21 protein-coding genes and 1 pseudogene are annotated in these 25164 nt (G+C 58.5%); 13 read left to right on the forward strand and 9 right to left on the reverse strand.

From position 1 onward, the window contains the following. Positions 1-2 precede the first annotated feature (2 nt). The 3 genes from AC2FLD_RS11205 to AC2FLD_RS11215 all read right to left on the reverse strand — a co-directional run bounded on the left by AC2FLD_RS11205 (position 3) and on the right by AC2FLD_RS11215 (position 3324). Complete coding sequence (locus AC2FLD_RS11205) at positions 3-1274, reverse strand: NAD(P)/FAD-dependent oxidoreductase (protein ID WP_496669546.1); 1272 nt, start codon at positions 1272-1274, stop codon at positions 3-5. A gap of 186 nt (positions 1275-1460) precedes the next feature. Beyond that, entirely contained in the window at positions 1461-2618 is a 1158-nt protein-coding gene (locus tag AC2FLD_RS11210) for an acyl-CoA dehydrogenase family protein (protein ID WP_496669544.1), read from the reverse strand. A 142-nt stretch (positions 2619-2760) separates the two neighbouring features. Beyond that, positions 2761-3324 carry a TetR/AcrR family transcriptional regulator gene (locus tag AC2FLD_RS11215; protein ID WP_050604735.1) on the reverse strand — a complete coding sequence of 188 codons (564 nt, stop codon included), beginning with the start codon at positions 3322-3324 and terminating at the stop codon, positions 2761-2763. A gap of 306 nt (positions 3325-3630) precedes the next feature. On the opposite strand from AC2FLD_RS11215, the gene AC2FLD_RS11220 reads away from it, so the two are divergent. From AC2FLD_RS11220 to AC2FLD_RS11230, 3 genes are read left to right on the forward strand one after another with little or no spacing between them, the layout of a single operon-like run. Further along, positions 3631-4095: a nuclear transport factor 2 family protein gene (locus AC2FLD_RS11220; RefSeq protein ID WP_496669543.1), complete on the forward strand. Its 465-nt coding sequence runs from the start codon at positions 3631-3633 to the stop codon at positions 4093-4095. Positions 4096-4106: 11 nt separating this feature from the next. Then, positions 4107-4727 carry a pyridoxamine 5'-phosphate oxidase family protein gene (locus AC2FLD_RS11225; RefSeq protein WP_050604737.1) on the forward strand — a complete coding sequence of 207 codons (621 nt, stop codon included), beginning with the start codon at positions 4107-4109 and terminating at the stop codon, positions 4725-4727. 49 nt (positions 4728-4776) lie between these two features. Continuing rightward, positions 4777-4935, forward strand: a complete 159-nt coding sequence (locus AC2FLD_RS11230; RefSeq protein WP_157054215.1) for a hypothetical protein — start codon at positions 4777-4779, stop codon at positions 4933-4935. 7 nt (positions 4936-4942) lie between these two features. On the opposite strand, the gene AC2FLD_RS11235 is transcribed toward AC2FLD_RS11230, so the two are convergent. Beyond that, positions 4943-5605: a TetR/AcrR family transcriptional regulator gene (locus tag AC2FLD_RS11235; RefSeq protein WP_496669542.1), complete on the reverse strand. Its 663-nt coding sequence runs from the start codon at positions 5603-5605 to the stop codon at positions 4943-4945. Positions 5606-5670: 65 nt separating this feature from the next. Between AC2FLD_RS11235 and AC2FLD_RS11240 the strand changes: the two genes are divergently transcribed. From AC2FLD_RS11240 to AC2FLD_RS11275, 8 genes and pseudogenes are all read left to right on the forward strand, one after another. Beyond that, positions 5671-6987 carry a flavin-containing monooxygenase gene (locus AC2FLD_RS11240; protein ID WP_496669540.1) on the forward strand — a complete coding sequence of 439 codons (1317 nt, stop codon included), beginning with the start codon at positions 5671-5673 and terminating at the stop codon, positions 6985-6987. Further along, positions 6984-7886 (forward strand): bile acid:sodium symporter family protein, encoded by a 903-nt coding sequence (locus tag AC2FLD_RS11245; protein ID WP_496669538.1) that lies wholly within the window; start codon positions 6984-6986, stop codon positions 7884-7886. Before AC2FLD_RS11240 ends, AC2FLD_RS11245 begins: the two co-directional genes overlap by 4 nt. Next, positions 7883-8815, forward strand: coding sequence for an SDR family oxidoreductase (locus tag AC2FLD_RS11250; protein ID WP_496669536.1), 933 nt, complete (start codon positions 7883-7885; stop codon positions 8813-8815). The genes AC2FLD_RS11245 and AC2FLD_RS11250 overlap by 4 nt, the downstream gene beginning before the upstream one ends. Next, on the forward strand, positions 8812-9576 hold the full coding sequence (locus AC2FLD_RS11255; protein ID WP_496669535.1) for an SDR family NAD(P)-dependent oxidoreductase: 765 nt from the start codon (positions 8812-8814) through the stop codon (positions 9574-9576). The genes AC2FLD_RS11250 and AC2FLD_RS11255 overlap by 4 nt, the downstream gene beginning before the upstream one ends. A gap of 78 nt (positions 9577-9654) precedes the next feature. After that, positions 9655-12123, forward strand: a complete 2469-nt coding sequence (locus AC2FLD_RS11260; RefSeq protein ID WP_496669533.1) for a heavy metal translocating P-type ATPase — start codon at positions 9655-9657, stop codon at positions 12121-12123. After that, positions 12120-12509: a Cu(I)-responsive transcriptional regulator gene (gene cueR, locus AC2FLD_RS11265; RefSeq protein ID WP_050604744.1), complete on the forward strand. Its 390-nt coding sequence runs from the start codon at positions 12120-12122 to the stop codon at positions 12507-12509. The genes AC2FLD_RS11260 and cueR overlap by 4 nt, the downstream gene beginning before the upstream one ends. An 81-nt stretch (positions 12510-12590) precedes the next feature. Next, positions 12591-13472: pseudogene (locus AC2FLD_RS11270) on the forward strand (NAD(P)-dependent oxidoreductase); the annotation flags it as partial. 32 nt (positions 13473-13504) lie between these two features. Then, the gene (locus AC2FLD_RS11275) at positions 13505-16570 is read left to right on the forward strand and encodes an aminotransferase class III-fold pyridoxal phosphate-dependent enzyme (RefSeq protein ID WP_496669531.1); all 3066 of its coding nucleotides are present in this window, start codon (positions 13505-13507) and stop codon (positions 16568-16570) included. 50 nt (positions 16571-16620) lie between these two features. Here the strand turns inward: AC2FLD_RS11275 and AC2FLD_RS11280 are convergent, their stop codons facing one another. Both AC2FLD_RS11280 and hemP read right to left on the reverse strand, forming a co-directional pair. After that, complete coding sequence (locus tag AC2FLD_RS11280) at positions 16621-17097, reverse strand: hypothetical protein (RefSeq protein ID WP_496669529.1); 477 nt, start codon at positions 17095-17097, stop codon at positions 16621-16623. Beyond that, positions 17094-17261, reverse strand: a complete 168-nt coding sequence (gene hemP / locus AC2FLD_RS11285) for a hemin uptake protein HemP (protein ID WP_480628758.1) — start codon at positions 17259-17261, stop codon at positions 17094-17096. Before hemP ends, AC2FLD_RS11280 begins: the two co-directional genes overlap by 4 nt. 207 nt (positions 17262-17468) lie before the next feature. Between hemP and gph the strand changes: the two genes are divergently transcribed. Then, on the forward strand, positions 17469-18128 hold the full coding sequence (gph, locus tag AC2FLD_RS11290) for a phosphoglycolate phosphatase (protein ID WP_496669527.1): 660 nt from the start codon (positions 17469-17471) through the stop codon (positions 18126-18128). A 343-nt stretch (positions 18129-18471) separates the two neighbouring features. Beyond that, positions 18472-20175 (forward strand): SulP family inorganic anion transporter, encoded by a 1704-nt coding sequence (locus AC2FLD_RS11295; protein ID WP_496669524.1) that lies wholly within the window; start codon positions 18472-18474, stop codon positions 20173-20175. A 7-nt stretch (positions 20176-20182) separates the two neighbouring features. Here AC2FLD_RS11295 and dld read toward each other — a convergent pair whose 3' ends face one another. From dld to AC2FLD_RS11310, 3 genes are read right to left on the reverse strand one after another with little or no spacing between them, the layout of a single operon-like run. Continuing rightward, a complete protein-coding gene (dld, locus tag AC2FLD_RS11300; protein ID WP_496669523.1) occupies positions 20183-21862 on the reverse strand; it encodes a D-lactate dehydrogenase in 1680 nt (559 codons plus the stop codon). Positions 21863-21881: 19 nt separating this feature from the next. Next, positions 21882-23033 (reverse strand): alpha-hydroxy acid oxidase, encoded by a 1152-nt coding sequence (locus AC2FLD_RS11305; RefSeq protein ID WP_496669522.1) that lies wholly within the window; start codon positions 23031-23033, stop codon positions 21882-21884. Positions 23034-23045: 12 nt separating this feature from the next. Continuing rightward, entirely contained in the window at positions 23046-25109 is a 2064-nt protein-coding gene (locus tag AC2FLD_RS11310; protein WP_496669521.1) for a TRAP transporter large permease subunit, read from the reverse strand. Positions 25110-25164: the final 55 nt, after the last annotated feature.

The following is a 25164-nucleotide window of genomic DNA, read 5'->3' on the forward strand; positions in this document are numbered from 1 at the left end:
CCTCAGAACCGCGCCTTTACCAGATGTGTCAGTGCCGCGCCGGTTTCGAAAAAGGCGCGGCGCACGCGTGTCCAGCTTTCGTGATGCTCGGACACGGCAGGAACCGGCAAGAGAGAGAGGTCATCCGCCAGAAGGCTTTCGGCCATCATGCGACCGAACACCGTGCCCGGTCCGATGCCGCGTCCTGAATACCCGTGCGCAGCCAAAGCGTTGGGACCGATCTGCGTGATCTTCGGAATATGGTCCGAAGTCATCGCGATGCGCCCGTGCCACCCCTGTTCAAACGGCTGGTCGGCCAGTTGAGGATAGAGCTCGGCCAGCTTGCGTCGAACCCAGCCGGAATGGGCACCTTGGCCCGCATTTCCCAGATCGCCCATACCACCAATAATCATCCGCCCCGCCTTATCCAACCGGAACGACGTCATGATCAAACCGGTATCCCAGCACCCCTCTTCTTTCGGCAGAATGCTGGCCCGCAGATTGTGCGACAACGGAGTGGTTGCGTACTGGAAGTAATAGACCGGTACGTAGGCGGGCGCGGTGTCTGGCAAGCCCAGGTGATAGGCGTTGGTCGCCTGAATGACAGACTTGGCTCGAACCACCCCTCCCGGTGTGGTCAGCACCCATTGGTCGTTTTCGTTGCGCATGGACTGTACCGGGCTTTGCTCGTGTATTTGCGCCCCGGCCTGCATAGCCGCTCGAGCCAATCCCACCACATAAGCCAAAGGCTGAATGGTTCCTGCGCGGGTGTCGAACAACGCCCCATGGAACGCATCGCTGCCGGTTCTTTCGCGGGCCTGATCCGCCGACAACAGTTCCACCGGCGCGCCTGATGTGCTCTGCTGTGCATAGCGCGTTTGCAGGTTCTTCAATCCGGCTTCTGAATGCGCGCAATGCAGGGTTCCGTTGCGCACAGGTTCACAATCGATGCCGTGATTTTCAATCAATGCGAACACATCTGACGGGGCCTGCGCCAGCAGGTCGATCAGTCGATCCCCAGCCGCCTGTCCGACATGCGCGCGGATTTCGTCCGGTGGCAACCAAAGACCCGCATTGGCCAAACCGACATTACGGCCTGATCCGCCGTAACCGATCCCTTGCGCTTCCAGCAGACAGACCGACGCACCAGCCTGGGCGGCTGTCAAAGCGGCGGAGCAGCCGGTGTATCCTCCGCCAATGACCACCAGATCAACAGCAGTATCAGCGGTCAATGGCGGTGCTGAGACCGTCTCGGTGCAAGTGCTGCGCCACAGAGCATTTTCGGGATCGTTCACATCGGGCCTCTGAATCTTTTGCCCGGATCATCATGCCGTTTCCCGCCCTTTGCAAGCGGGCACATCAAGGCGCATCTGCGACGAAAAAGACCTCGCAGGCGCGGGCATTGCCCGGGCTTGCCGGGCCCAACCGGAGAAGGCATTCCGTCAGGAATGATGACGACAGGCGGGAGGTCCCGGATAGCTTCAGACGTCGAGCGAGCGTGCGATCAGTTCTTTCATGACCTCATTGGTGCCGCCATAGATCATCTGCACCCGCGCATCCGCATAAAGACGTGCAATCGGATACTCCATCATGAAGCCATAACCGCCGAACAGTTGCAGGCATTCATGCATGATCTCGTTCTGCACCTCTGATCCCCAGTATTTCGCCATCGAGGCGGTGGCCGCGTCCAGCTCTCCTGCTTCCAGCCTGCCGATACAATCGTTGATGAAGCTGCGCAGAACCTCGGCCTTGGTCTTGCATTCCGCCAGTTTGAACCGGGTGTTCTGGAAGTCCATCACCCGCTGTCCGAAAGCTTTGCGTTCCTGCACGTATTTGACTGTTTCAGCGATGGCGAAATCAATCGCGCCCAGCGCCATGATCGCGATGTTCAGCCGTTCCCACGGCAGTTGCTTCATAAGCTGGTAGAAGCCCTGCCCTTCTTCGGCCCCCAACAGGTTCGTCATCGGCACTTTGACGTCTTCAAAGAACAGCTCGGCCGTGTCGTTGCCCTTCATACCCAGTTTTTTGAGGTTTCGTCCCCGCCGGAAGCCGTCGGCCCCTTCGGTTTCAACCACGATCAAGGACACACCACGCGCGCCTTCGGACTTGTCGGTCTTGGCCGCCACGATGATCAGGTCCGCGGTCTGTCCATTTGTGATGAAGATTTTCGAACCGTTCAGCCGGTAGGAATTGCCGTCTTTCTCGGCCGTCGTCCGCACAGCCTGTACGTCTGATCCGGTGCTGGGTTCCGTCATCGCCAGCGCAGCGACCATCTCGCCCGAGGCAAGTTTGGGCAGCCATTTCTGCTTTTGGTCCTCGCTGCCATAGGCGGTGAGGTAATGCGTCACAATCGACTGAATGCCATATCCCCAACCAGCATCACCGCGCGCGCCCTGTTCATAGGCGGTGATCGCATCGAACCCCATACCGCCACCGACACCTCCGTATTCTTCAGGGATTGCCCCTGCCATCAGACCGGTTTCACCCGCTTTGCGCCAGAAGTCGCGATCCACGACGCCGTTTTCGACCCAGGTTTCGATATTGGGCGACAGTTCGTCATCCATGAACCGGCCCGCCATGTCGGCAAACATGCGGTGTTCGTCGGTGACCCACGCGGCGGTGGAAGTGAAAAGTGGCATCGAACGCTCTCCAGTCAGTCTTTACGCAAAGCCTAGCGCTCCGTCCGATTCACGCCAATGCATGTGACGCCGCGTCCTGCAATGAAACAACGCAACGTTCCTTACCTGCGGATATAATAAGAACCTGTTTGCTTAAGCAGGTTTAGCCCAACGCCGTGGCCAGCAGATTTTTCGCCGCATCCTTGGCGTCTTGCGCCGGATCGCAGTTTTGAAGCAGAACGGCAGAGACAATTGCCCCCTCCTGCAAAAGCACGATCTGACAGGCCAATTTCTGAGGATCACGCGCACCTGCCTGCTCTGCGACTGCCGTGAAATGGTCCAGAAGCAGTTGCTTATGCTCGGCTGCCTGCACATGGATAGGGTGATCCCGGTCTTGGAATTCAGCGCCTGCTTTGATGAACATGCAGCCCCGGAATTCATCTTCTTCGAACCATTCTTTCAGTGCATCAAAACTGACCAGGATTTGCTCGGCCGGTGTCTCCGCCATCTCATTGATACGTTTGAAGAACCATTCACGGAAGTTTTCGTCCCGCAGACGCAGTGCTGCGAGGATCAATTCCTCCTTGGTGCGGAAATGCTTGTACATCGACGTTTTGGACACACCCGTTTCCACCACCAGCTTATCCATGCCAGTCGCGTGAAACCCATCGCGGTAAAAGACCTTTAGGGCCTTGCTCACCAGTTCGTCCCGTTTGTTTGGGCGCATGATTCGGCTCCTTAGTGTACCGTTCAGTACATATTAGCCCGAAACACGAAGTACAATAACAACAGATCAAGCCTTTGATTTTATTAAGCTTAATTAGATTCAAAAATCTCACACTGATATTTTTTTAAACTTGCCCTTGCAAAAGTTAACAGATCGGTACACTTTGAGCTCAGAAGTTAACCGATCTGTACACCAAAGGACCTGACCGATGAAACGTCGCGCTAGTATTTTCCCACCTCAGTACGTTCCGTTCCTTCTGACCATGGCCCTTCTGGCCGCCTCACTCACCTGAAAGATCTCTGCCCAATGCCTCGTCCGCCTCTGCCCCCTTTCACGTTTGAAACCGCCACTCAGAAAGTACGTATGGCTGAAAACGCCTGGAACAGTCGTGACCCTGATCGGGTGACGTCGGCCTACACCGATGACAGTCAATGGCGAAACCGGGTCGAGTTTCTGTCCGGTCACACCGACATCCACGCCTTTTTGACGCGCAAATGGCGGAAGGAACTGGACTATCGCCTGATCAAGGAACTCTGGGCTTTTGCGGAAAACCGCATTTCCGTGCGCTATGCTTATGAATGGCGAGACGACAGCGGCCAATGGTTCCGCTCCTATGGCAACGAGAACTGGGAATTTGCGGAAGACGGGCGCATGTCACACCGCCACGCTTCACTAAATGATCTGCCGATCACCGAGGATGACCGCCTGTTTCACTGGCCGCAGGGCGAACGCCCCGAGGATCATCCCGGATTGTCAGATTTGGGTCTTTGAAAGGACATACCATGCCCCGTGCATTTTCCGAACGCGCCTTCACCCCAGCCGTCCGCGCCCATCAAGAGCGGATGGGCTCGGCAAAAACCTATGCCAAGTTCATCGAAGATGGGCCACAGCAGGGCCATCTGATCGGTGAACCTGAGAAAGAGTTCATTCAGGCACGGGACGGGTTTTACCAATCCACAGTATCCGAAACCGGCTGGCCCTATGTGCAGTATCGCGGTGGGCCCGTAGGATTTTTGAAAGTGCTGGGGCCGCAGACCATCGGCTATGCGGATTTTTCAGGCAACAAGCAGTATATCTCGCGCGGGAATCTGGATGGCAATGATCGGATCGCGATGATCCTAATGGATTACGCCAACCAGCGCCGCCTGAAAATCCTGGGACGTGTCGAGTTTACCGAAGGCGAAGCCGCCGCCGCCAGTTTGTATCCCGATGAGGCCGAGGCCCCGGCGGAACGGGCTGTCATAATCCGGGTCGAGGCGCTGGATTGGAACTGCCCGCGCCACATCACCCCGCGCTTCACCGAAGCCGAGCTGCGCCCCCATCTGAACACGCTTGGACAGCAGCTGGCTCAGTTGCAGGCAGAGAATGAGCGGCTGAAGCAAGAGCTGGCCAAGTTCGGCTGACGCGGCTGGCGATGCCGGAATTTCGGCAAAAAGGAAAGGAATTTACGCGATGGTACGTTCAGTCGTTCAACTCTCAGCAGCCTGTATTGCGGCGGCAGCCTTGATACTGCTGATCGTGATGCTTGGATTTTTTGCCTCACCCAGCGCTGTGCGCACGTCTCCTTCCGTGTTCAGTACGATGCTGTTTGATCACTTGCAGCAGGAGTGAAGCGCAGTCAGCCCCGACTGGTTTGGACCATCGCCGCGATTCCGGCGGCGCAGAACGCGACCAATGGCTCTAGGTCAGGCTGATCGCCACCCTGCGACAGCGCCTCGACCCGCCAGCCGCTGTTGAGATGCGCCAGCATGGCCGAGACAGAATACACCTGACCGCTAGCCAACACGGCAGGATCGACATCGGGATAAAGAGTCGCAATCTCGGCAATGAAACGCTGGGCCGTCGGATCGAAACACTCTGCTGCAATGTCGCTCCACCGTGGATCGACGGACACATGGGCGACTAGTCGACCATAGGCCATCCATCCCGGTCCACCAGATTCAGCCAGTTCTACATAAGGGCGGATGAAGCTGTCCAGAATGCTGCGCAATGTCAGCGGTCCGTCGGCCCTGGCTTTGTTCAGCGCATCGACTCGTAGCTGCGCCAATTCATCCGCGCGGCGGGCGACGGTTCGATAGAAAAGTTCCTCTTTTCCACCGCCGTGATGGTGCACAAGGCCGATCTGCACCCCGGCCAAAGCGGCGATATCGCGGATCGAGGCACCTTCGAATCCCCGTTCAGCAAAGACCAATTCCGCAGCATCCATGATCCGCGCGCGCGTCACCAAAGACCGCTTGGAGGGCGCCCTTTGCCTTGGTTTTTCGATGTTTTTCAGACTCATGAATTTCATCTTGCCTTATTTTGGTCGATCGTTCAAGTTAAGCCTCGCGAGCTTTGGGAGGGTTCATGACAGAAACGCGCGACGCATTCGCCTTGATCGGGGCGGGACCGATGGGATTGGCCGCGGCCAAGGTGCTGAAGGAACAGGGCATCGCATTTCAGGGGTTCGAGCTGCATTCGGACGTGGGCGGTCTGTGGGACATCGATGCCCCCAGATCAACCATGTATGAGACGGCGCATCTGATCTCGTCCAAGCGTATGACCGAGTTCGATGATTTCCCGATGGATAAGGCGGTGGCCGAGTACCCCTCTCACAGGGCGATGCGCGACTATTTTCGTGCATTTGCGGATCATTTCGGATTGCGCAAGAACTACAGGTTCAACGCGGAAGTCACACGGATCACACCACTGGGCAATCCGGGAGAAGGCTGGCGTATCAACTGGCGCGATGCAGACGGCGACCACCAGGCTGACTTCGCAGGGGTCATGATAGCAAACGGCACCCTGTCGGAACCGAACATGCCCAGCTTTCCCGGATCGTTCGAGGGCGAGTTGATCCATGCCTCGCAGTATCGGTACCCCAGCCAATTCGACGGCAAACGCGTGTTGGTCGTGGGTGCGGGCAATTCCGGCTGCGACATCGCGGTAGACGCCATCCATCACGCAAAACGCTGCGACCTGTCGATGCGCCGCGGATACTATTTCGTCCCGAAATACGTTTTTGGAAAACCCGCTGACACGATGGGCGGCAAGATCCGCCTGCCCATGTGGTTAAAACGCAAAGTAGACAGCCTGATCCTCAGCTGGTTTGTCGGTGACCCGCAGAAATACGGCTTTCCCAAACCGGACTATCAGCTTTACGAAAGCCATCCGGTGGTGAATTCACTGGTGCTGTATCACGCGGGCCATGGTGATCTGCGCATTCGCCCCGATATCGAACGGCTGGAGGGTCACACCGTTCACTTCAAGGACGGCACCAGCGAAGACTATGACATGATCCTCGCCGCAACCGGATACAAGCTGCACTATCCGTTCATCGGCAAGGATCTCCTGAACTGGCAGGGCGATGCCCCGCATCTTTACCTGAACACCATACACCCCGAACGAGACGATCTGTTTGTGTTGGGCATGGTCGAGGCCACGGGTCTGGGCTGGCAAGGGAGGCACGAACAGGCCGAGATGGTGGCGCGCTATATCAAGGGTCTTCAAAACGGTTGCCCGGCGGCGGCCGATCTGAAAGCCGAAAAACAAAAAGACTACAAGCGCGCCACCGGAGGCATGAACTATATCGACCTGCCCCGCATGGCCTATTACGTCGACAAGGCCACCTACAGAAAGGCTGTCACTGGCTGGATTGAACGGCTGCGGAAAGCCGCCGCATGAGTGGTATCGACGAGATCACGCTGAATTTTAGCCCAGCGTCGCTGACCCTGTTAAACGCGATCCTGGCGATTGTGATGTTTTCAATCGCGATCGATTTGACGCCACGGGATTTTGATCGTCTGAGACGCGCGCCGAAACCGGTGATTGTCGGGCTGCTGTCTCAATTCATCGTTCTGCCTGCGCTGACCTTTGCGCTGGTATGGGTCACGGAACCGCGTGCGTCTATTGCGCTGGGGCTGATCCTCGTGGCGGCTTGTCCGGGCGGAAATATCTCGAATTTCATCACGCATCGGGCCGGCGGCAATACGGCGCTGTCCGTATCGATGACCGCATTCGCCACCATCGGAGCGATTTTCATGACGCCCTTCAATATCGCGCTTTGGGGTGGGCTGTATCCGCCGACCCGCGCGATCCTGCAGCAGATACAGATCGATCCTGTGCAAATCGCCATTCTCGTTGGCCTGATGCTGATCCTGCCGCTGGTTCTGGGCATCACACTGAATCAGCGTCTACCCGCCCTGACCGCCCGCCTGCGCGGGCCGCTGCAATACCTGTCGATGGGTATCTTTGCCGCCTTCATCCTGCTTGCCCTGGCCGCCAACTGGGGGTTCTTCCTCAGTTTTGCCGGGGCTGTTGCCGGGCTTGTGGTCCTTCACAACGCCTTGGCGCTGGGGGGCGGTTGGGTCGTGGCCACTCTGACCCGGCTGTCCCCCTTCGACCGTCGCGCGATCACCATCGAGACTGGCATTCAGAACTCAGGGCTTGGGTTGGTCTTGATTTTCGCCTTCTTCCATGGGCTGGGCGGCATGGCCGTTGTTGCCGCGTTCTGGGGCATCTGGCACGCGATCTCGGGCATTGCCCTGGCGTCGGTCATGGCCCAAACCGAGGCCGCGCGATGACCCGTATTCTGATCACAGGCGCCGCCGGTATGGTCGGGCAAGCACTGCTGCCCGAACTTGAGGGACATGAGGTCTTTGCCACAGACCTCAAACGCCCGGAGACACTGCCGGAACACATCGCCTTTCTACCCATGGACGTTACAAGTGACGCGCCTGCTCGCGTGATTACCAAGGTGAAGCCGGATGTCATCGTGCATCTGGCTTCTATCGTGACGCCCCCGCCCAAGATGGGACGCGCGGCAGCATACGCTGTTGACGTCGAAGGGACCCGCAAGGTGGTGAACGCAGCCATCGCCAACGGGGTGCGCCGGTTGGTGGTCACATCGTCCGGCGCTGCTTATGGGTATCACGCGGACAACCGTGTTCCGCTGCGCGAGAGTGACCCGCTGCGGGGCAATCCCGAATTCCCCTATTCAGATCACAAACGACAGGTCGAGGAAACGCTGGACGAAGCCCGTAGAGCTGCCCCTGATCTTGAACAGGTCGTTCTGCGCGTAGGAACGGTTCTGGGGGCTGGAACCGAAAACCAGATCACCGCCCTGTTTCACAAACCTCGACTGCTGGCGGTGACCGGCAGCGAAAGTCCTTTTGTGTTTGTCTGGACGCACGACTTGGCACGTATACTGCGGCGCGCTGCCACGGACGGGCCACCGGGTATCTTCAACGTCGCCGGAGACGGCGCGATGGGTGTCACCGATCTGGCCCGCGCCATGGGGAAGCCGGTTCTGCGTCTGCCCGCCTGGGCACTAAAAGCGGCTTTGGCCGCCGCGCGTCCGCTGGGCCTGTCACGCTATGGGCCGGAACAAGTGCGGTTCCTGCAATATCGGCCGGTTCTGGACAACTCAGCCCTCAAATCAGAATTCGGCTACACACCCGAAAAAACCAGCGCCGAGGTGTTCGCGCTTTGGCAAAAGCAGGCCGGACTATGAAAACCGCTGTCATATCAGGCGGGGCGGGTGGTTTGGGGCAAGCCCTGAGCCGCGCTCTGCAAGCTCGCGGTTGGCGCGTGGTGTTGCTGGACCTTGATGTTTCAGGCCTGGACACCGGGCCGACCCAGCTGCCAATCGCCTGCGATCTGACGGATCCCGAACAGTTTGCCAATGCAATGCAAAAGGCCGTCAGATCCAGCGACAGCATAGATCTGGTCATCTACAACGCCGGGGTTACGCAAATTCGAGGGTTTGATCAGTCTGACGCCGCCAGTCACCGAATGGTGTTCGACATCAACTATTTTGCAGCCGTTGAAATGGCCCGCGCGTTATTGCAACCGGTCCGCGCATCAAAAGGGATACACTTGGCGATCTCGTCCGTGGCCGGGTTCGCACCGCTTTATCACCGGACGGCATATGCTGCCTCGAAACACGCGCTCGAAGGGTTTTTCAAGTCGCTCCGCTCCGAAGAGGCACCTCATGGCGTTCAGGTTCAGATTGCAGCGCCGTCTTTTGTGGCCACCAACCCCGGCAACGCGCAAGAACAGGCGGATGGCACTGCGCGACCCGGATCGGCAAAGGACGGATTGGATGAGATGAGCCCTGATGCAGCCGCTGAAACGATCCTGCGCGGGTTGGACAAATCGCAGCCCATGATACCGGTTGGCCGTGTGGCGCGTATGTCATGGTGGCTGAATCGCTTGTCGCCGCGCCTCTATCAGCGAATGATGGAGCGAAACATGCGCGGGTCCGACAAATAGAAAATTGCCATAGACCCTTGACCTTCCCGTCACTGGAACCCCCATTTGGAGGGCAAAGAAACCTGCGGGATGAGTCGCATGGCGCAAGAGTCACTGACAGAACTTAAAGTTACCGGCATGGGCTGCGCGTCCTGTGTCGGTCGTGTCGAAGCGGCCCTTCGGGACGTTCCGGGGGTTGAAGATGCCTCAGTCAATTTTGCAACCAAAACCGCGCAAGTGGTATTTGACGGACCAGTGTCAGCTGTGGCCGAGGCGCTGGATGCCGCAGGTTATCCGGCTGAGACCAGTCAGGCCGATCTGAGCATCGACGGTATGACCTGTGCGTCCTGCGTGGCCAAGATCGAACGTGCGCTGACCTTCAGTTCCGGTGTCATCGACGCACGGGTCAATCTGGCAACCCGGACTGCCACGGTGACCTATGCAACGGGTGCAACAACGCCAGAGTCACTGGCTCAGGTGATAACCGAAGTTGGTTATCCCGCGCGGATTCAAGACGTTTCAGAACCTGAAAACCGTGAAGAGGACGAAATTCAAAGACTGACCCGTACCACGATACTGGCGGCCGTTCTCGCCCTGCCGGTCTTCATTCTTGAGATGGGCGGGCATATGATCCCCGCCTTCCATCACTGGGTGCACACAACCATCGGCGCGCAATCCAGCCAGCTTATACAATTTGTCCTGACCTCAGCCCTGCTGATCGGGCCTGGCCGAGTATTTTACCGCAAGGGTATCCCATCCCTGCTGCAAGGCACGCCAGATATGAACGCGCTGGTCGCGCTTGGGACCGGGGCGGCCTACCTCTATTCCGTAGTGGCCACATTCGCTCCCGGCTTGTTGCCGCAGGGTACAGCCAATGTTTATTTCGAGGCCGCTGCCGTGATCGTGGTCCTGATCTTGTTGGGCCGGTTGATGGAGGCACGCGCCAAAGGCAAAACCGGGGCGGCGATCCGGAAGCTGGTAGGTTTGCAGCCCAAATCCGCACGGGTCGAAGTGGACGGTCAGATACAGGACCGCCCGATTGCCGAAATCACTGTCGAAGATATCTTGCACATCCGTCCCGGCGAACGTGTGCCGGTGGATGCCGACGTGATCGAAGGAACCTCTTACGTCGATGAGAGCATGATTACGGGTGAACCGGTGCCTGTCGGAAAATCTCCGGGTGCGCCTGTTGTTGGGGGCACTGTGAACGGCACTGGTGCCTTGCGGGTACGTGCCACGCGCGTGGGTGGCGACACGGTGCTGGCGCAGGTTATCCGCATGGTGCAGCAGGCACAGGGGGCCAAGCTGCCTATTCAGGGTCTGGCGGATCGGATCACCTATCGCTTTGTCCCTGCGGTGATCCTCGTTGCTGTGATCACTGTCGCAATCTGGCTGATCTTCGGCCCAAGCCCTGCCCTACCGCTGGCACTGGTCGCAGGTGTTTCGGTGCTGATCATCGCTTGCCCCTGCGCGATGGGACTGGCCACGCCCACGTCGATCATGGTGGGCACCGGGCGCGCAGCGGAGTTGGGGGTTCTGTTCCGCAAAGGCGATGCTCTGCAACAGCTTCAGCAGGCGCGTGTCATCGCGATGGATAAAACCGGAACTCTGACCCTCGGCCGTCCCGAACTGGACAGCGTAACCACAGTGAATGGCTTTGACCGGGATGAAGTTGTGCGACTCGCCGCCGCGCTTGAGGCACGATCGGAGCACCCGATTGCATCGGCCATCACCCGAGCCGGTCTCGCGACTCTGCCAGAGGCTTCGGATGTGCGGTCGCTTACCGGCCTTGGCGTGCAAGGACAGGTTGAAGGACGGGATGTGTTGATCGGGTCGCGTCGGCTGATGCAGCAACGGGGGATCGAACTTGGATCCTTAGTGGAAGAGGCAGAGGCCCGCGCCGCCGAAGGGGCAACGCCGTTGTTCGTCGCCCTCGATGGGCGGGCCGCAGCTGCGTTATCTGTGTCAGATCCGATCAAGCCCGGCACCGAAGAGGCGCTGGAACGGCTTCACCAGATGGGGCTGACCGTAGCCATGGTCACCGGAGACAACGCGCGCACGGCGCAGGCTTTGGCCGACCGGCTGGGGATAGATCACGTCACCGCCGAAGTAATGCCCGATGGTAAGGTAGATGCGATCACGACCTTGCGGGATCAATTCGGAACACTGGCTTTTGTCGGTGACGGTATCAACGATGCTCCGGCGCTGGCATCTGCAGATATCGGCATCGCAATCGGTACGGGTACGGATGTGGCTATCGAAACGGCCGACGTTGTGCTGATGTCCGGTGATCTGCGCGGCGTTGCCAATGCAACCGAAATCAGCCGTCGGACAATGCGGAACATCCGGCAAAACCTGGGATGGGCCTTTGGCTATAACGTTCTCTTGATCCCGGTCGCTGCTGGTGCCCTCTACCCGTTCGGCGGTCATCTTCTGTCCCCGGCGCTGGCGGCGGGCGCGATGGCGTTGTCCAGCGTGTTTGTGGTCTCGAACGCGCTGCGTTTGCGTCGCGTTCGCGCCAGCGTGCCGGAAACCGCAGCCACAGCCACCAAGGAGGTGCACGCATGAATATCGGAGATGTCTCTGCCCGCACCGGCCTGCCCGCCAAGACGATCCGGTATTATGAGGACATTAACCTGATCAAACCGATGCGCGATGACAACGGCTATCGCCGGTTTCGCGATCAGGACGTGCACAAGCTGAACTTTCTGGGCCGTGCCCGTGCGCTTGGCTTTACCATCGAGGACTGCCGGACCCTAATGGCCCTTTACGAGGATGAAACCCGCGCCAGCGCTGATGTGAAACGGGTGGCGCGGGATCATCTGGCGCAGATCGAGGCCAAGATCGCCGACCTGAAAGCCATGCGTGATACGCTAAGCCACCTGGTCGACGCCTGCGCCGGAGACGACCGGCCCGATTGCCCGATCCTGCAGGATCTGGGCGGGAAAAGCTGACACGGGGTTGCCCTTTGCGTTCAGCTTTGCTTTGTCTTCGCCAGACAATTCGGTCACACGTGCCGACCGAACAGCGGAGAGGATCACAAAATGGCAAAAGTCGCGTTCCTTGGCCTTGGTGTCATGGGCTATCCCATGGCCGGACATCTGCAGGCCGCAGGTCATGACGTCACCGTCTACAACCGCACAACCGCCAAGGCCGAAGCCTGGGTGGCGCAGCATGGTGGTGCCATGGGGGCGACTCCGAAAGATGCGGTCAAAGGCGCGGAATTCGTAATGGCCTGCGTGGGAAATGACGACGATCTGCGCATGATCTGCTCAGCCGAGGACGGTGCGTTTCAGGGCATGTCCGACGGGGCCATCTTCGTCGATCACACAACAGTCTCGGCAGACGTCACGCGAGAGCTTTACGAAGCCGGAGCCGCGCAGGGGATCGCCTTTGTCGACGCCCCGATCTCGGGCGGTCAGGCTGGGGCTGAAAACGGGGTTCTGTCCATAATGTGCGGCGGAGATCAGGCCGCCTATGATGCGGCTGAGCCGTTGATGGAGGTCTATTCGAAGATTTGTCGCCGCATTGGTGACAGCGGCGCGGGCCAGTTGACCAAGATGTGTAACCAGATCGCCATAGCCGGTTTGGTTCAGGCCCTCAGCGAGGCATTGCATTTTGCCGAGAAAGCGGGATTGGACGGACGTGCAGTTGTTGAGGTGATCAGCCAGGGCGCGGCCGGAAGCTGGCAGATGGTGAACCGCCACGAGACGATGCTGGACGATCATTTTGACTATGGGTTTGCCGTGGATTGGATGCGCAAGGATCTGGGTATTTGCATGGATGCGGCCAACGTCAATGGTGCCTCACTGCCCGTGACCGCGCTGGTCGATCAGTTTTACAAAGATGTGCAGAAACTTGGCGGTGGGCGGTGGGATACGTCGTCGCTGTTCAAACGGCTGCGCGCATTGGACTAAAGAATCCCGGGTGTAGCGGGACGGAGAACGACATGAGCGAATTGGTGAAGTTCTGGGCGGATGCGCTGCGTCAGCACTGGGGGCTGGACGCACGGTTGACGCGGCTGGATGGTGAATATGACCTGAACTTTCTGGTACAGGCCACCAATGGTCAGGACTATGTGCTGAAAGTCATGCGGGCGGGCTGCGAGGCGGATCTGGTGGATTTGCAGATACTGGCGCTTGCCCATGTCGCGTCAGAAGCGCCGGGTTTGCCATTTCCCAAGGTGTTCCCCGATTTGAACGGCACTATGCTGCCGGATATTACGGATTCTGAAGGGCAGTCCCGACTGGTGTGGCTGTTGGAATGCTTGCCGGGGCAGTGTTACGCGAAGTCTGCGCCGAAGTCCGAAGAGCTGATCCTGAAGCTGGGTCGCGTTCTCGGGGCAACCGATCGGGCCTTGGAAGGGTTCGAGCACGAAGGATTGCACCGAAACGGTTTCAAGTGGGATCTGACGCAGGCCGGTTGGATTGCGGACAAGCTGGATATCATTTCAGACCCTACCCGGCGGGCTTTGTTGAACGAGATTTTCGCAGGGTTCTCAGCGATCTCGGGGATGCTGGGGGATCTGACGAAACAGGCCATCCACAACGACGCCAATGACTATAACATTCTGGTCGAAGGGGAATTGGGCGAGCGTCGGCGGATCTCGGGCCTGATTGATTTGGGCGACATGTGCGCGGCGCCGCGCGTCTGCGATCTGGCAATTGCCGGGGCTTACATCGTGTTGGACCATCCCAAACCGGAACTGGCGCTGGCCGCGCTGGTAAAGGGCTTTCACGCGGCCAACCGGCTAAGCACGAGTGAAGTTGACCTGATCTGGCCGTTGCTGAGGATGCGACTTGCGGTATCGGTCGTCAACTCGACCCTGATGGCGGCCGAGAACCCGGATGATCCTTACGTGACCATTTCTCAGGCTCCGGCGTGGCGTTTCCTTGAAAACGCCTCGGTCAATGGCGGGCTGATGTCGGCGCGGTTGCGGGCGGCCTGTGGCTTGCCTGTCGTCGATGGGGCTGAACGCATCCACACCTATCTGCAGGATCACCGGGGCCATTTTGCCGACATGTTTAGTCAGGATCTGAGCGATGTGCCCATGGGATCGCTGTCCGTTGAAAACTGCGTCTGGCCTCAGAATCCGTTCCACATGCCTTTGGCCGAGGCTGCACGGGTGGGCGAGGAATACGGCGAGGGTCTGTGGCTGGGTTACTATAACGAGCCCCGCCTGATCTATGCCGAGCCGGGGTTCCGCAAGGGGCCGTGGAAAGCCTCGGACCGGCGAACGGTGCATTTGGCGGTGGATGTGTTTGCGCCCGCCGGAACGGTGCTGCACGCGCCGATGAGCGGGCGGGTTGAAGTGGTCGAGAACCGGGACAACCACCTCGACTACGGTGGTGTGATCATCCTGCACCACGAAACGCCCGAAGGCGATCCGTTCTATACACTCTATGGCCATCTGGACCCGGAATTCTGTGAGCGGCTGAATCCCGGCGACCCGGTTGCGCAAGGGGCAGCGTTTGCCCGGCTAGGCGATGCCAGCCAGAATGGCGGATGGGCGCCGCATGTGCATTTCCAACTGGCTTTGACCACCGATGGCATGGAGGCGGACTGGCCCGGTGTCGGCGATCCCGACGAAATGGAGCTGTGGAACGCGGTCTGCCCGAACCCGGCGGCATTGCTGAACTTGCCGGATGGCAAGGTGTTCTATCAACCCACCGACAAGCAGGTGATCCTGCAGGGGCGCCGCGATCACTTTGGCGGCAACCTGTCGCTGACCTATGACGATCCGGTCATGCTGGTACGTGGGTGGAAGCATCATCTGTTCGACGAATGGGGCCGCCCCTATCTGGACGCCTATAACAACGTCCCCCATGTCGGCCATGCGCATCCGCGCATTCAGGCCGTGGCGGCGGATCAGCTGAGGCGGATGAACTCGAACACCCGTTATCTGCACCCGGCTCAGACGGAATTTGCCGAAAAGATCCTGTCCAAACTGCCGGATCACTTCGAGGTTTGCTTCTTTGTCAACTCAGGCACTGAGGCCAATGAACTGGCTCTGCGATTGGCCCGCGCCCATACCGGTGCAAAAGGGATCGTGACGCCGGATCATGGTTATCACGGCAATACCAACGCGGCGGTGGCCATTTCGGCCTACAAGTTCAACAAACCCGGTGGCATCGGCAAAGCCGACTGGGTTGAGCTGGTCGAGGTTGCGGATGACTACCGCGGGTTGTTCAAGCGCGACGATGCGGACCGGGCGCAGAAGTTTGCCGATCTTGTGGACCCGGCTATCGCCGCCCTGCAGGACAAGGGGCACGGCGTGGCGGGTTTCATTGCGGAAACTTTCCCGTCGGTCGGTGGCCAGATCATTCCGCCAAAGGGCTATCTACCTGCGGTTTACGAAAAGGTCCGCGCTGCCGGTGGTGTGTGCATTGCCGACGAGGTGCAGACAGGTCTGGGGCGTTTGGGCGAGAACTATTTTGGCTTTGAACACCAGGGCGCGCTGCCTGATATCGTGGTCATGGGTAAACCCATCGGCAATGGGCACCCCTTGGGCGTGCTGGTGACAACCAAGAAAATTGCCGACAGCTTCAACAACGGGATCGAGTTCTTTTCGACCTTTGGCGGATCAACCCTGTCCTGCCGGATTGGCAAAGAGGTGCTGGATATCGTCGACGACGAAGGGTTGCAGGACAATGCCGCCCGAATGGGTGAGCGCCTGATGACCGGGCTGCGCCAGATCGAAGCCGATTTCGATTGCGTCGGCGATGTGCGGGGTATGGGGCTGTTCCTTGGTGTGGAACTGATCAACCCTGATGGGACTGAAGGCACCGAGATATGCAGCTATGTCAAAAACCGGATGCGCGATCATCGCATTCTGATCGGCAGTGAAGGACCGAAGGACAACATCCTGAAAATCCGCCCGCCGCTAACCATCGAGGCCGAGGATGTGGACATGATCCTGTGGGCCTTGCGGGACGTGTTGTCAGAGGTGGGCGACTACACCCCTGCCCCGGTTTGCGATCATGATCATCACCATGCAGGATGCGGATGTTGCTAAACAAATAAACCCCGGCGCGATGCCGGGGTTAAGCCGTTCAGAACCGGGGATCAGTGGAGAACGGCCGAGGGGGTATGGTGACCGGTTGTCGGGATCCTGAACGCAACAGTCATGCGCCTGAGAGCAAGGCCCAACTCTTCTGATAATGAGGCAAGCGCAGGCGCAAAATCCGGGCGTACGATCAGAGATGCCATCATCATCGCGTCTTCACGCGCACCTTCGGACGCGGCGGCGATCATCTGGGCAAAGCAATTCTCATCCGCACCCAGGCACGCGCATTTCAGCCCATGGCGGATCAGGGGGCGACGACCATAGGCTGCGCATAGGGAACACAATCGGTCCAGCGTCAACATCGCGGCCTCTCCGCTATCTGCACCCAAAGCGATCTGGAAATCACTGGCTGCATCGGTCCGACCGCCCTCACCCTCGCTCCACATCCGCAGGTACATCACCGCGCCCGCTTCGATAGGGTCGAGGTCGGCAAGGCGGCCAACCGCTGCGCCGCCCCGCATGGAAGGCGCGCTCATTTCGTCAGGATCAGTTTTCCTGCGCGAGTGATGCGCAGGGTATATAGCTGGTCGCCCAGTTCGATATGGGCCAGGTTGCCACCCTTGGTCAGCTCCTCGGCCTTATGCGCGGGAAGCATCGAGACAGCATAACCTTGGGTTGGAGTCGGGTTCTGTACGTTCATCGGGACATCTCCAGAGCGTTTCGGCGTGGCGCCATATCTATCGCGTTTCATGTGATCTGGCTGACCCCGAAAGGGCTGGCTTTCTGTTCCTGACGCTTAATCTGATTATTTTAGTAAGATTTGTCAAGTGTCGTTTCAACACAAGAGATTGCGCCCCAAAACAAGGCACGTTAGGTCTTGGGCTGAACATTGAAAGGCGTGCAAAATATGACCGCAGCAGTTGTTTTTGATCTGGACGGAACGCTGGTGGACAGCTTGGGCGATCTCGCCGCAGCGGCCAACCGCACGCTGGACGACGTTGGGCGCGATCCACTGCCGCATGACGTCATTAAGGGATTCGTTGGCAATGGCCTACCCAAACTGGTCGAGCGCATGATCCACCATTGCGAACTACCGCTGGATCGCCATTCGGAACTGACACAGTTGACGCTGAAGCATTACAATGCCGCCGCCAGTGAAACGACCATTCCCTACCCCGGCATCCCCGAAGCGCTGGATGCTCTACGACAAATGGGGTGTGTTCTGGGCGTCTGTACCAACAAGCCCGAAGCGCCAGCGCGGCACGTGCTTGAGGCGTTGAACTTGTCCCGGCATTTCGATGCGGTGCTTGGAGGCGACAGCCTGCCGACCCGGAAGCCGGACCCCAGGCATCTGTTTGCAAGCTTCGATGCGCTCCCGTTTTCTGGGCCACGCCTGTTTGTCGGTGACAGCGAAGTTGACGCTGAAACCGCCCAGCGTGCACACATCCCGTTTCTGTTGTTCACGGAAGGGTACCGAAAGACATCTATCGGAGAAATCCCACACACCGTGGCCTATGACGCATCACAAAATCTGCCGACCCTTGTGGCTGAATTGGTCAAAGATTAACGGCGAACAGAAAGACCTTTTCGCATTTTGGCGCGGTTTCGATGTGCAGATTCTCTCAACCCAAAAAGTTAAGAGGGGCCGGTCGAGGGGGTATGACCAGCCCCTCATCGGGGAAAGTAATTACCGTGTGTTTGTGTGGTAAGTACGGTAAGTCATGTTTACCCCTGATAGGCCCCGCGCGAAATTGGGGGTTTCCCGTAGTCGCGTAAATTTCCCGGAAAAACTTTCGAAAACGACCGCAAAAACCTCGCGATTTGCCCGTCATGCCTTGCTTAATTTTTGCCCCGACGCTCTTTTGATAAGCAAGACCGCAACGCATAACAAATCGGGCAAAAGATAACCCATGGAAAACCCGGGCAGAAATCCCCAATCATCGCCATTGCCGGTGCTGCAGGGCGTGCTGCCTTTTGACCGGTCGCGTCTTCCAACCGAGATGCTTGCCGGGCTGACATTTGCCTGCCTCGCGATACCCGAGGTCATGGGCTACACCAAAATCGCGGGCACGCCGGTCATTACGGGGCTCTATACGATCCTGATTCCCATGGCCCTGTTCGCCCTGTTCGGTTCGTCCCGGCATCTGGTGGTCGGGGCCGATTCGGCAACCGCGGCCATCACGGCCTCGGCACTGGCTGGCATGGCGGTCTCGGGCTCGTCGGAATATCTGGCTTTGGCGTCCCTGCTGGCGCTGATGGCGGCCGTGCTTTTGATCGGTGCGCGGATCATCGGGCTTGGATTTCTGGCCGACTTCCTGTCGCGAACTGTACTGGTTGGATTCCTGACCGGCGTTGGCATACAGGTCGCCACAGGCGAAATACCCGGCTTGATGGGGATCGAGTCCAGCGGTCACGGAACGCTTGCGCGATTGAACGACGTATATCTGAACATGGCTCATATCAGCTGGCCGACTGTGTTTGTCTCCGCCGCCGTGCTCGGCGTTGTTGTCGCCTGCACAATGCTGTCGCGAAAAATCCCCGGTCCCCTGTTCGCAATTGTAGGGGTGATCCTGTGCAGCTGGGCCTTTTCTTTCGAAACGGTCGGCATTGCCCTGTTAGGGGCAGTTCCCAGTGGCCTGCCTGCACTCTCGCTCCCGGACGTGAATTGGAGTTGGAACCTGTTCAAGCAACTCCTGCCCACGGCGCTGTCCATATTCGTGGTCATTCTGGCACAGAGCGCCGCGACCTCGCGGGCTTACGCAGCCCGATATGACGAGAAGTTCAGCGAGAACACAGACCTGATCGGGCTGGGCCTTGCCAATTTCGGTGCGGCATTCACCGGCACATTTGTGGTCAATGGCAGCCCTACCAAAACCGAAATGGTCGCCAGCGCCGGTGGCCGCAGTCAGGTGGCACAACTGACCACGGTGGCCATTGTCCTCGTGGTGATCCTGTTTCTTACCAAACCTCTTGCCTATCTGCCCACAGCCGCCCTTTCGGCCATCGTCTTCCTGATCGGCTTGAAACTGATCGATCTGCGTGGTCTGGCCACGATCTACAAACAAGCCCGGTCCGAGTTCTGGGTGGCCACCGCAACAGCAGCCGTGGTTGTTCTGGTGGGCGTTGAACAGGGCATAATCTTTGCCGTTGTCTTCTCTTTGATCGACCACACCCGCCGGGGGTATCGCCCGAAGAACGCAGTGATAGTTAAAACCGAAACCGGAGGTTGGCATTCGAAAGACTTGGCCGAGCCAAATCAATTTGAACCCGGCCTTGTGATCTATCGGTTCTCACACGGCATGTATTACGCAAATGTGCAGCGTTTCACGGATGAGGTCACGGCTGTTGTGCAAGGCTCGGACAGCAAACCTGAATGGTTTTGCATTGATGCGTCGGCCATCGATGAGATCGATTTTACCGCCGGATACGCCCTGCGCAGCATGGCCGGGTTCTTGAAGGAAAACGACATTCGTCTGGTTTTCACACTTATAGAGCCAAACGTTAAGACCGAGCTGGATCGATACGGCGTAACCGATCTGGTTGGTGAAGGGGCGTTTTTCGACAACGGGAACAGCTTGTTGGGTGCTTTTCACAAACGTCAGCGTACCGCGTGAAGATCGCTCACTGGTAGTACTTCGTCTTCGACATTTTCCCAATGCCAGGGTTGAACGAATTGGTCGGGTCACAGCACTTGTAATGCGCCGCCAGATCAGGCTTGGCCTTGTACAGATGACCCACATTATGTTCAGCCGGGTATTCCGCCCCCCGTTCGTCAAACAGCTTCAGCATCGCCGCCTTCAACGCCTTGGGATCAGCACCCTTTTTGACGACATAGTCCTGATGCATGACGTGGCACATGAAGTGGCCGTAATAGAGTTTGTGCACCAGCTGGTTCTCGATCTCGGGCGGAAGCTTTTCCAACCAGTCGTGATCATTACGGCGCAGCGCGACATCCAACGCAATAATGTCTTCTACGTCCGAGTTATGCAGCGCCATGTAACGCACGGCAGCCCCAGCGGCAGCGAATCGGTGCAGGCCAGCAATCTTGGCCTCGCGGGCATCGCATTCAAAGAAACCCGCGTCACGGTCTTTCAGGAAGTCAGGCAACCAAGCGGCAGCCTCTGCTATACCGTCATCTTTCATTTTCAGGATCAGATGGTGTTCATACTTGTTGCGGAACTCGACCATCCGCCTGGGCAGAACACGCGGCCAAAGCGCCACGGCCATCTGCATGAACCGGTCAGTAAAATTGCCGAGAAACGGGATGCGTCGAAGCCGCGCATCAACCGCGCCTTTCATCGCGAAGAAAAACGGCAAACGATCCGTACCGAGTTTGTCGATCATCACAACCGTGTCCTTGCCGTATTTCGCGGTGATGTCGAACACTTCGCGCTGCAGGTATTCAGCTGAGACGGGCAGTGATTTGAACCTGGACAGGATGTGGCGGCGCAAAGCCGCCAGATCGTCCGGGTCGTTTGTCCCGATATAGAACACCCTTTCGGCCTCGTTTTTTCGAAAGGTATCAAGGCGCACAGCAAAGACCGCCAGCTTGCCCGCCGAACCCGCAGATTCGAACAGCTTGGCCTTGTCCGCGTTGAAGCGGGCCGGTGTTTCCGCATCCACTTCGCGCACGATCTGCGCGTAATCGCTGGCCGAGGCGCGTTTGTTCGTGGCCCCAGGGTTGCGGTCGAAGGTCCCGGCGTCGAGGCTTGCCAGGATTTCCTCGGGCGTGTCGCCCAGATCAATGCCCAGATGGTTGACCAGTTCCAGCTCGCCCTGCTCAGAGATCCGGGCGTGAACGGACAGTTCAGTATAGACCGGGCCACGTTCCACCAGCGACCCGCCCGAGTTATTGCAAACCCCGCCCACAATCGACGCACCGATGCAGGATGATCCGATCACCGAATGCGGCTCGCGGCCCATTGGGGCCAGCAGTTTTTCCAGCGCAAACAAGGTTGCACCCGGAAAGCTGACGATTTGCTCACCATCGTTCAGAGGGATCAGTGTGTCCATCCGCCGAGTATTGATCAGTACCACATCGCGGTCATAGCTGCCCGACGGGGTCGACCCTTCGGTCAGGCCGGTATTGGCAGCTTGCATGATGACGATCTTGTCTGCGGCCACGCAGGCTTGCAGCACTTTCCACTGCTCCAACAGAGAACCCGGCTGAATGACACAAAGCGCCTCGCCCTCGCCCGAACGGAACCCACGCCGAAACCGCTCGGTCGCGCGCTCACCGGTCAGGACGTGGTGCAAACCGACGATGGAGCGGAAGTGCTTGATCAATTCGTCATTGGTCATCTCGGCCCCCAATTCGGGTTCAGGCGTTGCGAAAACGGATATTGTCCCGGCTCAGTTGGCCGACGCTGGTGACGCCCATCAATTTCATGTCGCGTTCGATCTCGGCGCGCATCAGACCAAGGGAACGTTCGACCCCCGCCTGCCCTGCCGCAGCCAGCGGATACAGGTAGTGCCGCCCGACGCCCACGGCTTTGGCCCCAACTGACAGCGCCTTCAGCACATGAGTTCCGCGCTGGATGCCACTGTCCATCATCACGTCCAGCTTATCACCAACGGCATCTACGATCTCGGTCAGTTGATCAAACGGTGTGCGCGACCCGTCAAGCTGACGGCCACCGTGGTTCGACAGGATGATACCAGTGCAACCGATCTCGGTGGCGTGTTTGGCATCTTCGACGGTCATTATCCCCTTCAGGCAAAACTGACCGTCCCAGTCGCGTACCATCTGCGCCACATCATCCCAGTTCATCGATGGATCAAGCATGTCGGTGAAATACCCACCAATCGAGCTTGCCCCACCGCCCATATCCACATGTTCTTCCAGCTGTGGCAGGCGGAACTTTTCGTGGGTAACATAATTGATCCCCCACATCGGCTTGATTGCAAACTGGATCATGCCGCCCAGCGTCAGCCGAAACGGGATCGAAAACCCGGTACGCAGATCACGCTCGCGGTTACCACCGGTAATACTGTCGACAGTCAGCATCATGACTTCGACCCCCGCCTCTTTGGCGCGCTGCATCATGGCGGTGTTCAACCCGCGATCCTTGTGGAAGTAGAACTGGTAGACTTGCGGGTTCTTGTGTTTCTGCCGCAACTCCTCCAGCGATACAGTGCCCAAAGAAGAGACACCGAACATCGTCCCGTATTTCTCCGCCGCTGCCGCAACCGCGCGCTCTCCCTGATGGTGGAACAGACGTTGCAAGGCGGTGGGTGAGCAATAGACGGGCATATCCAGCTTTTGCCCCATGACCGTGACGGACATGTCCACGTCCGAAACCCCACGCAGAACTGACGGAAGCAGGTCACAGCGGTCAAATGCGATGGTGTTTTCCCGATACGTCACCTCATCATCCGCGCCACCGTCGATGTAGTTAAAGATTGGCCCCGGCAGCCGCTGCTTGGCCAGCCGCCGGAAGTCGTGGAAGTTATGACATTGGCTCAGACGCATCGGATGAACTCCTTAGTAGGCGACCGACGGAAGCCAGGTGGCGAGGGTCGGCCACAGGAAAACCAGCGCCAGGCCGGTCAATTGCAGCAGGACAAAGGGGATAATGCCCTTGTAGATATGCGTCAGTTTAATCTCTGGCGGGCAGACACCTTTGAGATAGAACAATGCAAAGCCCACAGGCGGCGTCAGGAAGCTGGTTTGCAGCGTCACAGCAACCAGGATCACGAACCACACCAGTGCTGGCTCATCCAGAACGCCAAATCCGGGGATGTCGATGCCCAGCCCGTTTACGATCGGGCGCATCAGGGGCAGAACGATCAGCGTGATCTCGATCCAATCCAGCACAAAGCCCAGCAGGAAGACGATGAACAGGATGAACAGGATCGTGCCGTTGGCCCCGAACCCGGTGGATTGCACCACATGCTCGATCAGTTCGTCTCCGCCAAGTTCGCGCAGGACGTAAGAAAAGACGGTTGCGCCAAGGAAGATCGCAAAGATGTAGGCGGTGGTGTTGAAGGTCGACACCAGCACGTTCCACAGCTTTGCAAAGGTCAGCTTACGGTATCCTAGCGCCAGCAGCGTCGCCCCCAGCGCACCAATGCCTGAGGCTTCGGTCGGTGTGGTCAGACCGGCGAAGATCGACCCCAGCACGGCAAGGATCAGCATCAGCGTCGGAATAACGGCAATCAAAACGTCCTTTACTGCAGCCCAGTCGGGAGCTTTCGCACCTTCAGGAACCGGGGCCGCGTCACGTTTCACTAGCGCGAGAATGAAGATATAGGTCAGGTACAGGCCACCGATGATGACACCGGGGAAGACAGCGGCCATGAACAGGTCGCCCACCGACAGGGCCATCTGGTCAGCCATGATCACCAGCATGATTGAGGGCGGGATCAGGATGCCCAGCGTCCCCGAGGCAGAAACCACACCCGCAGCCAGCGTCGGCTGATACTTCTGCTGCATCATCGTGGGCAGTGACAGCACACCCAACAGCACGACGGATGCACCGATGATGCCTGTAGAGGCCGCCAGAATGATACCGATCAGAGTCACCGTGATCGCCAGACCACCGCGCACCGTACCGAACAGGCGCTGCATCGAGGACATCAAACGCTCGGCCACACCGGATTCGTCCAGCATCAGCCCCATGAAGATGAACATTGGCAAGGCCACAAGAACCGCGTTCGACATGGTCGCATAGACCCGGTTCACAACCGCGCCCAGCGTCAGGTAATCAAGCCCGGTAAAGGTGCTTTCAAGCCCCGTCCAAAGCATCAGATCATTGTCGAACAGATAGGCAAGACCGCAATACGCGACACCGACACCGGCCAGCACCCAGGCCACCGGGTATCCGGTGAAGAGCAGCGCGATGAAGGTCAGGAACATTGCGATGACCAGCTTTTCCTCGGTCGTTTCGACAAGGAAGGTCAGGCCAACACAAACCGCAGCAAACACGGCCAACACCAGCAGGACACGGCGCAGCGGTGCGCCTTCACGTTCCGAGGCCGGTCCGTAGAGCAGAGCATGGCCGTCGTGGATCAACCGCGCCAGCGCGGCCAGCGCCAGAAGAATGAAACTGATCGGAATGACCGCCTTGAAGGCCCAGCGCGCAGGCAGGCCGGTGGGGCTATCAGAACGTTCGTTGACGCGGAAACTTTCGTAAAAATAGTCGTAGCCTTGATCGATCATCAGATAGATGAATGGGGTCAGCAGGGTCAGAATGCCGATCACCTCGATGATCCGCTGCGCGCGGCGCGACAACTGCATATGCAGGACGTCCACGCGGACATGGCTGTCAGTGATCAAGGCATAGGAAATGCCGATCATCGTGACGATGCCGTAGAAATGCCACTGAATCTCGTCCAGCTTGGGATAGTTCTGGCTGAACAGGTAGCGTAGCGAAACCTGGCTGAAGATCGCAGCCATCAGCAGGATGTTCGCCCACATGACCACATGACCTACCGTCTTGACCCCGGTGTCGATTGCAACGGCGATTTTCTGGCGGTCGGTTTCCGGGTGTTCCAGGATGCCCTCATAGGCTTCGACCGGATCGTTGAGGTTGTTTTGGGTGGCCATGGTCATTCCTCGCTCAGCAGCCCGGAGCGCGGGCAGTGAAAGGTTAGAAAGTCCG

Source organism: Ruegeria sp. CDSA021, assembly GCF_059612325.1.

Coding starts and splice junctions, on each gene's coding strand:
- AC2FLD_RS11210 (WP_496669544.1), bottom strand. CDS start 2,618: ATGCCACTTTTCACTTCCACCGCCGCGTGGGTCACCGACGAACACCGC.
- AC2FLD_RS11215 (WP_050604735.1), bottom strand. CDS start 3,324: ATGCGCCCAAACAAACGGGACGAACTGGTGAGCAAGGCCCTAAAGGTC.
- AC2FLD_RS11220 (WP_496669543.1), top strand. CDS start 3,631: ATGCCTCGTCCGCCTCTGCCCCCTTTCACGTTTGAAACCGCCACTCAG.
- AC2FLD_RS11225 (WP_050604737.1), top strand. CDS start 4,107: ATGCCCCGTGCATTTTCCGAACGCGCCTTCACCCCAGCCGTCCGCGCC.
- AC2FLD_RS11230 (WP_157054215.1), top strand. CDS start 4,777: ATGGTACGTTCAGTCGTTCAACTCTCAGCAGCCTGTATTGCGGCGGCA.
- AC2FLD_RS11235 (WP_496669542.1), bottom strand. CDS start 5,605: ATGAGTCTGAAAAACATCGAAAAACCAAGGCAAAGGGCGCCCTCCAAG.
- AC2FLD_RS11240 (WP_496669540.1), top strand. CDS start 5,671: ATGACAGAAACGCGCGACGCATTCGCCTTGATCGGGGCGGGACCGATG.
- AC2FLD_RS11245 (WP_496669538.1), top strand. CDS start 6,984: ATGAGTGGTATCGACGAGATCACGCTGAATTTTAGCCCAGCGTCGCTG.
- AC2FLD_RS11250 (WP_496669536.1), top strand. CDS start 7,883: ATGACCCGTATTCTGATCACAGGCGCCGCCGGTATGGTCGGGCAAGCA.
- AC2FLD_RS11255 (WP_496669535.1), top strand. CDS start 8,812: ATGAAAACCGCTGTCATATCAGGCGGGGCGGGTGGTTTGGGGCAAGCC.
- AC2FLD_RS11260 (WP_496669533.1), top strand. CDS start 9,655: ATGGCGCAAGAGTCACTGACAGAACTTAAAGTTACCGGCATGGGCTGC.
- cueR (WP_050604744.1), top strand. CDS start 12,120: ATGAATATCGGAGATGTCTCTGCCCGCACCGGCCTGCCCGCCAAGACG.
- AC2FLD_RS11275 (WP_496669531.1), top strand. CDS start 13,505: ATGAGCGAATTGGTGAAGTTCTGGGCGGATGCGCTGCGTCAGCACTGG.
- AC2FLD_RS11280 (WP_496669529.1), bottom strand. CDS start 17,097: ATGAGCGCGCCTTCCATGCGGGGCGGCGCAGCGGTTGGCCGCCTTGCC.
- hemP (WP_480628758.1), bottom strand. CDS start 17,261: ATGAACGTACAGAACCCGACTCCAACCCAAGGTTATGCTGTCTCGATG.
- gph (WP_496669527.1), top strand. CDS start 17,469: ATGACCGCAGCAGTTGTTTTTGATCTGGACGGAACGCTGGTGGACAGC.
- AC2FLD_RS11295 (WP_496669524.1), top strand. CDS start 18,472: ATGGAAAACCCGGGCAGAAATCCCCAATCATCGCCATTGCCGGTGCTG.
- dld (WP_496669523.1), bottom strand. CDS start 21,862: ATGACCAATGACGAATTGATCAAGCACTTCCGCTCCATCGTCGGTTTG.
- AC2FLD_RS11305 (WP_496669522.1), bottom strand. CDS start 23,033: ATGCGTCTGAGCCAATGTCATAACTTCCACGACTTCCGGCGGCTGGCC.
- AC2FLD_RS11310 (WP_496669521.1), bottom strand. CDS start 25,109: ATGGCCACCCAAAACAACCTCAACGATCCGGTCGAAGCCTATGAGGGC.